The sequence below is a fragment of the Bacillus sp. EKM501B genome, assembly GCF_011800505.1.
Lineage (GTDB): Bacteria > Bacillota > Bacilli > Bacillales > Bacillaceae_G > Bacillus_A > Bacillus_A cereus.
Map to the genome: position 1 here is coordinate 261,657 of NZ_JAALFZ010000004.1, position 12,383 is coordinate 274,039.

Genomic DNA, 12,383 nt, shown 5'->3' on the forward strand with positions numbered 1-12,383 from the left:
GAATCGGGATTATAAATATAGATGAACGTGATTCAAATCAAAAAAAGGTACTCCTAGAAGTACCTTTTTTACTATTCTATATGTGCGAACGCTTTCAAAATTATTGGATATAAATTGATGTACGCATTGTATTAAATGGTGCATTTATAGATGTCTTTTGGTACTCAAAGGTTCCTTGTTGGTGTCCAGAAGCATCCCATTTATAATACCAGCCAACGATTGGTCTTCCCCCAATTATAGTGGAATCAATACTTTTTACATTAGAACCATTCATTTTAGCAAATGGGTTTTGGCCATAGCCCATTTCTTTCGTTGTAATATATAAATATTTTCCCCCGTGGTTACGCGATGTGCTGAAGCTGTTCTGATTAATTGTTTCTACCCCGCCTAGCTCAGACTCTACTTGTACGACGTTTAGTGAAGTAAGTGGTGCTGCTGGTCCAGCTGAAGCTTCTGTTGCCATTCCTAATCCGACGAACGCTGTAATTGCTAACGATGAAATCCCTAGTGCTGCTTTTTTAAACATAAAAAACATCCCCTTCCATCTATTGTTTTTTCTTTCATTGTCAATATAATCCTAATAATTTTATATGTAAATAGATTGTAGCTGTATAAATATTAGTGTGAATATTCTATTATATATTCCTGCAATTCTATTACTCAATATGAATGATTTACAGTGTAAAACGAAATACACATTACAAATTGATTCTATTATTTTCATTATTAGCTAGCGTATAGCGAATTTAAACCCTATGAACCATTGTTGCTATTTTTTTAGTTCATAAACAGATGCCTATATTTCTTGTTACTATATAATAATGTTACACCAAACTGATATCAGTACACATAGAAACAATAAAAGAGAGCATATTTTAAAAGATTTATTAAAACATGCTCTCTTTTATTAATTTGAATGAATCTTTCAGTAAAAAAGTACATTGATTTGTATCCTTTATGTAACAAAAATAATCGTTTTAAAAATCTTGTTTTTATGCTTTTTTCTATTATTCTTAAAGATAATTTATTGAATATTCTTATTGTACTCTAATTGATTTTGAATTCCTGATCTATCAATTTGAATCCAATACTCTGAAATTTTCCCGGTTTCTATTCTATACACTGCACTTGCTATTTGAATTATAGGGAGGCCTGTAGGTTCATACCCATCTATTTCTCCTATGTGTGTACCTACTTGCTTCCAGCGTACATATACTTTACTATCTTGTACTAATAATTCTTGAATTTCTAATGAAAAGTTTCCATATATTCCTATCATCTCTCTTACATGCTCAGCATAATCTTTTGGCGATCTGTATACTGTTTGTTCCTCTTCAGATATAACTTGATGTGCCAATACTTTATCTGCCATATATCGATTTGAAAAATCCGGATTACTCCCTGAACGCACTTCTTTAAAGAAATTTCTAATAATTATTTCCGGTTTCATTAAACATCCCCCCTTAAAAATAAATCCAATTCTAATATCACCTGAATATATCGGATAAGTGTTATAATTCTCATCCTCACTCTTTCTTAATAAACATGTCAAGTTTGTAGTGTTGACATTAAAAATTGTAAATTTGCTTAGGATTTGCTGAGCATTGATTTAAACATGCAATATTTAATGTTTAAATCAATATATAATGATGTATAATAAATAAGAACTAATCAACATTTTTCGTTTAAGATAGTCTATCCATCTCTTACTACCTAATGACCTCAAATAAACGCTATTCAAGTCATGTTAAGAGGTACCAAAGACGCCCATATGGGCATCTTTGGTGTAAAAACACCTTATAGTATGTAAGGTGTTTTCTTATTTACTATATCTGGAATACCTCTATTTGAATAGTAAAATGTGGCTTAAATTTTACCTCGATTGTTTTGTTTTCTACACCGCCTTGAACATATAAGGAGTTACTACGAGTATAGATTCGTTTTGCCGATTTCATCTCGGCTTCAAAGATACATTTATTTTCATAAGACATGTACAATGAAACAGTTTCCACGTAATTCTTGTTATGAACGAATATCGGAATTTTTGAAGGTTTCAATGAGGCTGGTGAAGCTATCACTGGCATGACCAGTCTTCATGCCGCGCCTGAAGACTTCCAAAACAGTTGCTGGCAAAGCGATGTCGATGCCGGCTTCTTGGGTAGTATGAACAACGTGCTCAACGCTCGCCAAGCCCATTGCGAGTCTGTCCACGTCACCAGGGTGCTCCCCCTCGTCGAGACGCGGGGTATAGAACTCTACGAATTTCGGGAGTGACGACATCATCGCCGAAGCGTATGGTAGGAATTGCTCCGCCGTAATGTCGTTTGCGTTAGCGATTGCAAGAGCATGTAGGTAACTTAGCATTGCTGTCCAGAATATATCCATCTGTATCTGATAGTATAGCATGGCTAATCCGGGGTCCTCGCCCCGGTAATCGGTACTTGTTAACACTTTCAAGGTCTCCCTGTGAGCCTCGAAGGCCACTCGATCACCACTATAGTATGTGTAAGATTCCGACTTACCTATGCCTGACGGTGGAACTTGCACCCCTCCAGTAATATGCCAGGCTCCACGGTCTTCCAACCATTTAGCCGCCTTACGAGCTTTCTCCGGAGTATCCGAACTCAAGTTAACGAGCACCTTACCGAATAAGTTCTCAGAGACGGGTTCAAGAATAGAGTACATCACATTGTAATCTGTAAGGCTAAGGATTACCAACTCGTTAGCAGCTAACGCTTCGTTGACCGTGGACACCCTGATGGCTCCTTTTGCTACAAGCTGGTCTGCTTTACTTGAAGTCCGGTTCCACACGGTCAACGAGTACCCGTATTCCAGAAAAACGTCTGCCATCGCCTGACCCATCGGCCCTAACCCTATGACTGTTACTGATTTTCGGTTCCCAACCGCGTTTGTAGTTTCAGAACCATTTTTCTCATTTTGGCTATTACTTTTCAATGAAAAAACCCCTTTCAGGTGAAATTAAGTAAATCATAAAGGATTACACTAGTGTCAATGTCAACACAAACAAAAATGGCCCCGGAGCAATTTATCATGCTCGGGACCATTTCTACATTAAACAGTTCTCTTTTTCCTAATCGTTAAAGCGATTTGCCTCTCCAGTAATCTCTTTAATCCATGAAGTGCTTCGATTTGATAATTCACATTACTTAGCTTTTTTTCATACGTTTCCAGCATCTCTTCGCAATATTGATATTCGTCAGGATTTGCCGCTTCGCTCTTGAACAATACTTTAATCTCATCTGCTGTTAATCCAAGCTTCAAGTATAACTGAATCGCTTTGACTCGTTCTATGGCCGATTCGTCGAAATCCCGGTAATCGTTCTCCAACCTATCGGCGTTTAGAAGTCCTTTATTGTCATAATGCCGGATGGATCGTATGCTGACATTGGTCAATCGTGCTAGTTCGCTTATTTTCACTCCTAACAAGCCTCCTTGCATGCTCATAATAAATTGATTATACAACGGCGATTTTCCATTATTATTTGCCCTAAATGAACTTGTAGTATTTGTAAAATACAGTTTTTCATAAAAGGAACTTAAAGAAACTCTAACATAACAAACAGTTCACAATGGAGTTTGTGAATTTTTCCCGAAAATATCCTTTATTTGTGATACAAATCCTGGTTCTAGATTTTGAACTACCCTCCATGATTTATATACACAGTTTATGGACATATTTCTAGCTAAAACGGACGAAAAACTCACCCATATGAGAATATTTTAGGTGTTGTTTACGAGTATACTGTATTAAGAGGGCAAAAAACTGTATAATTTTTAGAACTAGCCAGGGCTTATTTATCATGCACATTTATAAGAAAATACTCCTTTTTTAAATGCTTTTATTTTGGTAAACGAAAGCCTTTTTTAATTCTGTTCTTAAGTTAATGGCTATGTAAGGTGACCCCTATTATAAAAGTACGACATTAATACTTCTTTTGATTGATATAATGTATAATAGCGTCATATAAAAATTCAGCTAAGTCTTCATTACTAAATTGATTTATATAATTTTTAAATCGATTATCAAATTTATACGTATTTGCAATACATGTCAACATTTCAGAATCACATACAATAGATTGTTCGAGATAACTTTTCCACTCTACAATTAATTGCTGTACTTCATCGGAAGTAGGTGATTGATTAATATAGGAAGCAATTTTTCTAAACACCCTTTCCATTTTTTGTTCGAATTCGTGAAATAAGTCCGCTTTTTCACTAGGAGAGAGTTCTTTCAGTTTCTCCTCAAATTCTTTGTATTTTTCTGTTTCTCCATAGATGAATTTCGCTTCATGAGCATATTGTTCTTGTAATGGCAAAATAGATGAATTATTAAAAATATTTAAATTGTAGATATCCTTTCCTGATACATACTCATCCACCGCAGTAATAACTGTTTCTAAATGTTGTTTTTTTAACAATAAAGTTTGGTTATGCTTTTTTAATAATTGTAGCTGTTCTTCTCTTGTAAGTTTCAAAACTTCCGCAATTTCCTTTAGAGAAAAGTCCATTTCTTTAAAAAATAGTATCATTTGAAGTCTTGCTAAACTGTTCTTATCATAGAGTCGATAACCATTTTCCGTTAAGTAAATTGGCTTTAATAAATTTATTTTATCATAGTATTGTAAGGTTCTTTTTGTTATGCCTGTAATTTGCACAATATCTTTAACCGTTAAAAATTGTTTCTTCATCCCAAAATTCCTTTATTTCATCTAGTATTTGATTGGCAGGAGTTATTGTGGCTTCAAAGATATTTTTACCTGTTTTTTCTAAATAGTATTTAATTAAATAGTATCCACAGGCATAACCAGCAGCATAAGGCATATCGACTGGTATATAGTTTTGAAGTTTTGCTAATTCATCACCATAAAGATACGGTGCAATTTTATCAAATCCTGTTAATTGTAATTGATCCTTGAGCACGGGTTTGATACGTCTATTAAGCATTTCCATAGTTGTTTTCGATACCCAAGGTCCGAGTAGATCTTCCCCAAAAATAGAAGTAGCAAAATTTTCTGCTAAACCTTCACTAACAATTAATTCACCTAAAGTAACAGTATGGTCCCACTGAATAAATTGATATCGAACATTATGATTACATTCATGTGCTAAAGCAGCTTTCATTCGAGGGATTGTGTATTCATTTGGCAAAAATGTACACAAAATATAACCAGGAATACCTCCATCACCACTATACCCTTCATTTAACATTAATGAAGGACTATTGGGATTCCCTAATAGAATCGTGAATACGTAATCAGATACACGAAGGTTCACATCATACTCTCTAAATAAATGAAGGCTTTTCCTAACAGCTTCTTTACACTCAGACCAAAAAGAATCTGACGAAATCAATTCTAGTTCTGGTGTAATCTCATTTGTAATCTGATTAGGAGAAATGCTCATTATATTATTCAATGTAATAACATCAAAACCATTTGGCTCCTCAGCTTTAAAAGGAACATATTGAATTTCCCATTTCCCCATAAACGGAGCCAACATTTCTTTCCTGTATAACTCAACCTTTTCCTCTTTTGGAGCTTGTAAAATTTTTCGGTATATTCTATCTGACCGTAATGATTTTATATTCATTTCTTTCACTCCTTATTTAATATAGTTAAAATTATGCACTATGACGTTGCGTTATAGTCAAGTGCGTTAACTAAAAATATAGCAAGAGAATGGGATTAGGTGTTTTTTTAATATTAATAGGACACTTTCATTTTTAATTACCTTGGCTTAGTTTGGATGTTAAACATATTTAAAAATATCTCCAAGCCGACTTTTAAACAACCTTATTGGGGTCCCATCACATGCCTATCAAGAATTGATTTTATGAAGATAAAAGAAAAGATTTTAGGTTCTGGTGCAAACCTTCAAAATATCTGCAGTACCTCCCCATACTTGGACATACTGATACTAGTACTCTAAAAAAAGACATGTTAAGTGTGGAAAAGCAAAATCTATTCAAGTGGAAACATTATCAACCTGATATTATTTTATTAACCATAAAATGGTGCCTAAGTACAGCCTCAGTTTTCGGGATTTAATCGAATGGTAGAAATTCATTTTGTTCATAAGCCTTATTTCATTAAATGGGTCCTTTAGTGGAGAAACTTTATTGCTACCCAGCAGTTCCTTAATTCGCCTTACAGTGCAGATCTTCTTTTCACTATAAAAACATCCTTTTAGATAAACTGATTCAAAGGGGCAAAACGTCGCGACTTTATTTCAAATTTAGATAAAACCTAATAATAAACCCTCCCTTGTACTAATGCTCATGGATAGATAAGCCGATACGACCGAAGTAATAATAAATAGCATCCAAAGGGGATTGTCTTGTATATGTTCAAAGCTTTCATGGATCAGATCTTATCCGAGAATGCAAAGTATACCTATAGTTTGTACAAAGAAAAGAATACGGATATTTTGTAGATTCCATAGTACAAGTCTTTCAATTACTGCTAGGTTAAGGGGAACCATCGATTTCTAAGCTCGCTGGAGATATGCCGGGATCCAATTTAATTTTAATTAAAGAAAAACCCGTGAATTATTCACGGGTTTTTCTTTAATAACTAATTGCTATTGTTCCTTCACCTGCATGAACTGCAAATGAAATTGGTAATGGATATAATTTGAAATCCATTTCAGGGAATGCTTGTCTAATATCTGCAATCCATTCTTCAGCTCCAGCTTTATCGTTAGCATGGAACATGTGAAGTACTTTTGGTAATTCTTTTTCAAGTTCATTTTTAATATATTCTCGACATTTTTGGATTTTACGAACTTTCTTTTCAAGTAAAAGCTCTCCACCTTTTACTTCTAATATTAAGTTAACACTTAATAAACTTCCAAGTAAAAATTGCATGCCCTTTACACGGCCACTTGCATATAGACCTTTTAAACTCTTTGGGAATACATGAAAAGGTCTTCTTTTTTCATCTACTAATGTTTTGTGTATATCTTGTAAAGTCATACCATCATTGTATAACGATTTCGCTTTTCTAATTAGTTCATCCATTGGATAACTTGTTGTTTCACTGTCTAATACCGTTAATGGAAAACCTGCCATTTCTGCAGCTAACTTCATATTTTGATAGGTTCCACTTACTTTTCCGCTAATAGCAACTGCAAATCCTTCTTCATATTCTTCTTTGCATTTCGTAAATAACTCTACCATTTCCCCAATATTAGGTTGTGAAGTAGTGACTGTTTTACCTTCGTTTAACGCATTATAAACCCTTTCACGTACACCTTCTTCACAATCTTTGTACGAAATTCCATCAATAATAACTTCGATTGGGATAACAAAGTTATCTCCTTCTGTTTTAAAATTCGCAGTTGTACTATCAGTAATCCAAGCAACACGCTTCATGTTGTTCCTCCCTTAATTCAATTCCTCTTTTCTAATTTTTCTATATATTTATGTTATGAAAAGAGAATATCCCTGTAATAGTAACAGGACTTTATTGTTTTGGCTATAGTAGATGTATATTAAATGTGACTATTTCTTGTCTATTTCACAAATAAAAAAGAAAATCAAGGAATTTGCTCGATTTTCTTGTTATCATATACTATTTAAAAGTTTCATTATCTAAAATTACAACATAATCATTCGTTAATCGGCCAGCTTCTTTTGTATAACTAACAAGCCTTTGTATATTATCACAGCAAATTTTTGCTCCCCATACGAGTAACGGTACGCCAATAAAATCGATATGGAACCTTCTAGAAAACAGACCACCAAAAGTCATTGGTAAAGGTACGGTTGGTGATGTATTAGAAAAAATAATTTTTTCATGACTTTGATAATGTTTTTGCAAGATTTCTCCTAAATGCTTCATCGCAGGTACAACAACTTTTGATGCGCCACATCCAATCGTATATACAGGATGACCATGTTCATCTATGCCATGAAAAATAATTTTCCCCATATCTTCTGTTTTCAATTTATTAAAGTAATCTACATTCAAAATTTCTTCTTTCGTTAACTTGCGATCCGTTGGTAATTTATTTAAATGATACGCTGCAGCTAGTGAGGTAGTATGTGTTCCACCAAAATCTGTGTAAATGTATATCATATTATCATCCCTTGTTGTAAAAGTTCAATGTTAATTAGTATTACCGTTCTTAGCAATGTTAAACAAGGGATGAATGTATTTACGCTTTTTGTGTTAATTCATTATATTTTTTCCAAATATAATAACGTCTACTAATCACAGTGCCTAATGTAATACATAAAAAGGCATTTGTTACAACCATTAATGTCTGGTGCGTACTACCCGAAAACATACTTTGTTTAATCATAATTTTTGCTCCTAAAATAACAAGAAGGATTATTGTACTTATCCAATTTCCTTTTCGTAGTACATGACCTGTTTCACTATCTAATCGAAATGTTAAAGCTCTTCCCCGTATAATCCCAAGACATAAGCCAATTCCAAGCATTACAACAAACAGTAGTCCTTGCAGCAAAGTTATTTGTCCCATATGAATAATGGATTGAACTGTTACAAAACACAACAAAGCCGGAATGAGCCAAATACGGTTTATTTTCACTTTTCGTTCTTTACTTTGCATCAAAACAATAATAAGAATAACAAGTAAAATATCCATTTAGAATCCTCCTATAAACTTGTTTATCTTTAAAGATTATATTCTCCTCTTTTCATTCCATACTTGAAATACCATAGCTACTTTCAAGTGTAAGATGGAAAATGTGATTTCTCATCAGCCTTAAGCATTATTTATAAAAATAAAAAGACGTACTTTTTACTCGTACGCCTTTAATAACTCTTTTAAACTCCTATTTATCAACTAATTCCACACCTTTAGAATTAGCTTTACCCAACACTCGAATGTTAAATTTATTAATAGCTTTTAAAAAGATAATATAAATACAATATCCAACAATAGAACCTATAACATTACAGATCACATCATCAATATCAGTAATACGTCCCACTCCACTAAATAAAGACTCAATTAATTGTAGCAATTCAATACTAGCTGATATAGAAAATCCTAATAAAATTGTATTTTTGAATTTCTTATATTTATCCCATAGGATTGGTGCTAAAAATCCTAAAGGCATTAATAATAAAATATTCCCGCCTACATTTCTTACAATTAGACCAATCATAAATAGGGTATCTCCATCATAAGCACTACCAATTTGATTGATGTCTTTAATAATTGATGCAAATGGTATTATATTGACCGAGCGATTCAGATTTCCAATATTAAAAGGAAAACCGATTGGTAAAGGGAATAAAGTTACTGCAACAACCATACAAATGTAGATCACAAATAAAAAACTTATTATTTCTTTCCACCAAATTACATGTTTTGTATTTTTGGTACCAATTAATATTCCACGTACAATTAAATAACAAATAACTCCTAAAATAATAAACACACTACCGTTAATCATATACAAATTGTTAACACATCCTTTCATATGAATTAATAATAAAAATTTACAACTATATAGTAATGTTTTCTAATTTAAAAATCCATATAATTATATATAATTGTACAGAATTACAAAAACCCCTTATTTAATAAATAAAGGGTTCCTCGTTAACTAAAATATTTTTCAAAACAGAAACAATCATGAACCCGTTTAAATTATTTTCGTATCTCTTCTTTTAAATCCATATAATTAAAAAGCTCTTTCTATTTCTGTCATTAATTTTTCAGGTCCTGCCCCTTTATTCGACGTAATAACTAAAGTTATTCCTAATTCTGGATATATAGCCGAGCGAAAACTGACGCCTGGATCATATCCCATTACATGATATTTGAATACCTTGTTTTCTCGTGTTTCAATCCATATTCCATAGCCGTAGGACTGTTTATCATTTACTTGAATGTGAGGAGTTAAAAGTAATTTTGTATATTCCTTTCCTAAAATTTCATTATTAAATAGGGCCGCCCAAAATTTCAGCATGTCTGGTGCAGTAACATATGCACCTCCATCAGCTCCTCCTTTTATCGGTATAGAGTAGGCGTTTGTTCTCCAATTTTGGTTGGTTTCGTCCTTTATATATCCTAGAGCTGTATGTCTTGGTAATCTATCTAACGAAAAATAGCCAGAATCATTCATGCCAATCGGATTAAAAATGTTCTTTTCTATATACTCCGTAAATTTAAGTCCCGTCTGTTCTTCTATTATTAATCCAAGTATGATAAAACCTGCATTGTTGTAGTGAAACTTAGTTCCAGGTGCAAACATCATATTACTTTTTTGGAATAATGGTAAAAAGTCTTTTAAACTCTTTAATAGATACATAGGTGTTTGTTTCCAAAGATCTTCGAAGTTATCCATAATACTTTCATCAAAATAATCTGGTATACCAGCGCTATGCGTTAGTAGTTGATGTATTGTAATATCTTCATCGAAGTTTGAAAATTTTATCTCTAGACAATCTTTTAATTTTGTATGAAAAGAAATAAAACCTTTTTCAACAAGTTGACAGATGCCAATTGCAGTGAAAATTTTACATCCTGAGGCAATGCCAAATCTTGTTTGTATCGTATTGTTTATACATTCACTTTGGTTTGCGTAACCCAAAGCTTTTTCATAGACTAAGTCTTTTTCTTTTTTTACTAAAACTACTCCAGAGAAATCTATTTTCTTTTTTATTTCTTTTACAATTTTATCAATTTCATCTTTTGTTTTTATCACGACAACCACCCTTATCTTTCGGTATTGTTCTTTCCCCTTATTGATTTTTCCATATAAAGGGGAAAGAACCCTTTTATTAAATACGATAAATTGTTAATGAGAACACAAAGTTCATTTCGAATTTATCCCGCTATTTGTGGACAGTAAGACCCCCATCTCAAAATTCAGCGAAAGCAAAGAAGTTAAGTGGGGACCCTGCTGCCCGTAAAAGCTCGATTGGTGAGGGCTGATAATCAGTGGGGGGATGCTCCCTGATTAAAGTTTCACTTTATTGATTCAGTAGAATACAACTTAGATTGTGATGGGAATAAAGTAAACACACACAAGACGATAGTAATAAATAACATGATCAATGAACCTACAATAACTACAAGTTGTATAGAAATGAACTGAGTCGCAACACCAGATAATATTGTAACAAAGATTGTTACTATCGCAATAACAAGTCCATATATACTCCCGATCCGTCCCATCATATGAACAGGGATATTATTTTGGTAAAATGTATAAAATCCTGTATTTGCATATGCCATTGAAAAAGATAAAATAAAGAATCCAATAGCAGCTATTAAAAATACATTTGAAAAAGCATAAATTAAATAACCAATTGCAATAAATAATGATCCTATTCCAATTAGAAGTGAAGGTGCTAATTTCTTTGACAAAATTGTATTTGTTATGGCACCTAAAATAAATCCTGCACCAGCTATACTAACTAGAAAACCATATTCACTATCTGTTAGTAGTAATACCTCTTTCGCAAACGATAGTTCAAGTGAATCAGTAGCGGTTGCTAATACGAACATACTTTGAAATAAGAAGTACACGCATACGACATACACATGTTTTCTACTAAAATTTATAACAGTGTTCCAATCTTTTTTTAATACTGTAAGAGATAATGTATTACTTGTTGTATCCGAAGCTTCTTTCTTATCAAGATTAGGTAAAAGTAATGTAATGAATCCTGATAAGAGAAATGCTATAGCATTTATATATATAGCAATCTCTGGTGTACTCGCAATTAATAAAACCCCTGCTATCGCTGGACCAATTAAAAATGCACCAGATCCTATTAAACTACGTAATGAGTTGAAACGTTGTCTTTGTTCTACTGGAATTAATTTCGTCATATACGTCATAGCAGTTGGCTCATAAATTGCACTGGCCATACTTATAAAGAATACAAATACATAAACAATCCAAAGTGACGGAAGTAAAGGTAAAATAGCGATAAATAACGCACGATATATATCGAGGTGAATCATTAACTTCCGTTTATTTAAACGATCAATCATACTCCCAGACCAAGCGTTTGTAAATAAAGTGGCTAATGGTTTTATTACATATAAAGCAGCAACAGCTAAGGCTGAGCCACCCATATTATAGACAAGTACATTCAGTGCTATTAAGTAAATCCATGCCCCTAAATTCGCAATACCAACACCGGACAGTAGTAATAAAGGATATTTCCAATCTTTAAGAAAGTTTTTCATTTTTGGCCCCCGCTTTCAAAATTGTTTTAAAACAATAAAAAAATCCCACCCCCAAGACTTTTAATCTTAGGGACGAGATTTATCATCGCGGTGCCACCCTAGTTTGTTAATATGTCACCATATTAACCTTATCAGGTACTGCATTCTAACTCATGCTTATACCATAGCTCTATAAC

12 protein-coding genes, 3 pseudogenes and 1 other annotated feature (1 of these 16 only partly in view) are annotated in these 12,383 nt (G+C 33.1%); of the genes and pseudogenes, 1 reads left to right on the plus strand and 14 read right to left on the minus strand.

Annotated elements, in window-relative coordinates; all coding sequences use genetic code 11:
- Positions 1-100: 100 nt before the first annotated feature.
- From HFD78_RS12325 to HFD78_RS12350, 7 genes and pseudogenes are all read right to left on the minus strand, one after another.
- Positions 101-526: a DUF4879 domain-containing protein gene (locus HFD78_RS12325; RefSeq protein WP_000472916.1), complete on the minus strand. Its 426-nt coding sequence runs from the start codon at positions 524-526 to the stop codon at positions 101-103.
- Positions 527-1,024: 498 nt separating this feature from the next.
- Entirely contained in the window at positions 1,025-1,450 is a 426-nt protein-coding gene (locus HFD78_RS12330) for an ester cyclase (protein WP_098204900.1), read from the minus strand.
- Positions 1,451-1,826: 376 nt separating this feature from the next.
- Positions 1,827-2,015 (minus strand): annotated as a pseudogene (locus HFD78_RS29920) (hypothetical protein); the annotation flags it as partial.
- Between the two features lie 7 nt (positions 2,016-2,022).
- The gene (locus HFD78_RS12335; protein ID WP_098204901.1) at positions 2,023-2,955 is read right to left on the minus strand and encodes an NAD(P)-dependent oxidoreductase; all 933 of its coding nucleotides are present in this window, start codon (positions 2,953-2,955) and stop codon (positions 2,023-2,025) included.
- 117 nt (positions 2,956-3,072) lie between these two features.
- The gene (locus HFD78_RS12340) at positions 3,073-3,438 is read right to left on the minus strand and encodes a MerR family transcriptional regulator (RefSeq protein WP_000703056.1); all 366 of its coding nucleotides are present in this window, start codon (positions 3,436-3,438) and stop codon (positions 3,073-3,075) included.
- A gap of 506 nt (positions 3,439-3,944) precedes the next feature.
- Entirely contained in the window at positions 3,945-4,712 is a 768-nt protein-coding gene (locus tag HFD78_RS12345; protein ID WP_000743883.1) for a MerR family transcriptional regulator, read from the minus strand.
- Entirely contained in the window at positions 4,687-5,613 is a 927-nt protein-coding gene (locus HFD78_RS12350; protein ID WP_001022649.1) for a DUF2268 domain-containing putative Zn-dependent protease, read from the minus strand. The genes HFD78_RS12345 and HFD78_RS12350 overlap by 26 nt, the downstream gene beginning before the upstream one ends.
- Positions 5,614-5,969: 356 nt before the next feature.
- On the opposite strand from HFD78_RS12350, the pseudogene HFD78_RS12355 reads away from it, so the two are divergent.
- Positions 5,970-6,076: pseudogene (locus HFD78_RS12355) on the plus strand (IS6 family transposase); the annotation flags it as partial.
- 513 nt (positions 6,077-6,589) lie between these two features.
- On the opposite strand, the gene HFD78_RS12360 reads toward HFD78_RS12355, so the two are convergent.
- The 7 genes and pseudogenes from HFD78_RS12360 to HFD78_RS12385 all read right to left on the minus strand — a co-directional run bounded on the left by HFD78_RS12360 (position 6,590) and on the right by HFD78_RS12385 (position 12,207).
- Entirely contained in the window at positions 6,590-7,396 is an 807-nt protein-coding gene (locus HFD78_RS12360) for a DegV family protein (RefSeq protein ID WP_000831921.1), read from the minus strand.
- 199 nt (positions 7,397-7,595) lie between these two features.
- Entirely contained in the window at positions 7,596-8,102 is a 507-nt protein-coding gene (locus HFD78_RS12365; protein WP_000639421.1) for a DUF3189 family protein, read from the minus strand.
- 79 nt (positions 8,103-8,181) lie between these two features.
- Positions 8,182-8,637, minus strand: a complete 456-nt coding sequence (locus HFD78_RS12370) for a CcdC protein domain-containing protein (protein WP_000353705.1) — start codon at positions 8,635-8,637, stop codon at positions 8,182-8,184.
- A gap of 190 nt (positions 8,638-8,827) precedes the next feature.
- A complete protein-coding gene (locus HFD78_RS12375) occupies positions 8,828-9,460 on the minus strand; it encodes a VanZ family protein (RefSeq protein ID WP_000281850.1) in 633 nt (210 codons plus the stop codon).
- Between the two features lie 143 nt (positions 9,461-9,603).
- Positions 9,604-9,672 (minus strand): annotated as a pseudogene (locus tag HFD78_RS29925) (GNAT family N-acetyltransferase); the annotation flags it as partial.
- A gap of 13 nt (positions 9,673-9,685) precedes the next feature.
- Positions 9,686-10,711 (minus strand): serine hydrolase domain-containing protein, encoded by a 1,026-nt coding sequence (locus HFD78_RS12380; protein WP_000598044.1) that lies wholly within the window; start codon positions 10,709-10,711, stop codon positions 9,686-9,688.
- Positions 10,712-10,974: 263 nt separating this feature from the next.
- Positions 10,975-12,207, minus strand: coding sequence for an MFS transporter (locus HFD78_RS12385; RefSeq protein ID WP_000787867.1), 1,233 nt, complete (start codon positions 12,205-12,207; stop codon positions 10,975-10,977).
- Between the two features lie 65 nt (positions 12,208-12,272).
- Positions 12,273-12,383 (minus strand) — a binding site (T-box leader); it runs 148 nt beyond the window's last position.

What these genes read in the sequence shown, in the direction of transcription:
- HFD78_RS12325 (WP_000472916.1), bottom strand. Translation starts at nt 526, where the DNA reads ATGTTTAAAAAAGCAGCACTAGGGATTTCATCGTTAGCAATTACAGCG.
- HFD78_RS12345 (WP_000743883.1), bottom strand. Translation starts at nt 4,712, where the DNA reads ATGAAGAAACAATTTTTAACGGTTAAAGATATTGTGCAAATTACAGGC.
- HFD78_RS12330 (WP_098204900.1), bottom strand. Translation starts at nt 1,450, where the DNA reads ATGAAACCGGAAATAATTATTAGAAATTTCTTTAAAGAAGTGCGTTCA.
- HFD78_RS12360 (WP_000831921.1), bottom strand. Translation starts at nt 7,396, where the DNA reads ATGAAGCGTGTTGCTTGGATTACTGATAGTACAACTGCGAATTTTAAA.
- HFD78_RS12385 (WP_000787867.1), bottom strand. Translation starts at nt 12,207, where the DNA reads ATGAAAAACTTTCTTAAAGATTGGAAATATCCTTTATTACTACTGTCC.
- HFD78_RS12350 (WP_001022649.1), bottom strand. Translation starts at nt 5,613, where the DNA reads ATGAATATAAAATCATTACGGTCAGATAGAATATACCGAAAAATTTTA.
- HFD78_RS12365 (WP_000639421.1), bottom strand. Translation starts at nt 8,102, where the DNA reads ATGATATACATTTACACAGATTTTGGTGGAACACATACTACCTCACTA.
- HFD78_RS12370 (WP_000353705.1), bottom strand. Translation starts at nt 8,637, where the DNA reads ATGGATATTTTACTTGTTATTCTTATTATTGTTTTGATGCAAAGTAAA.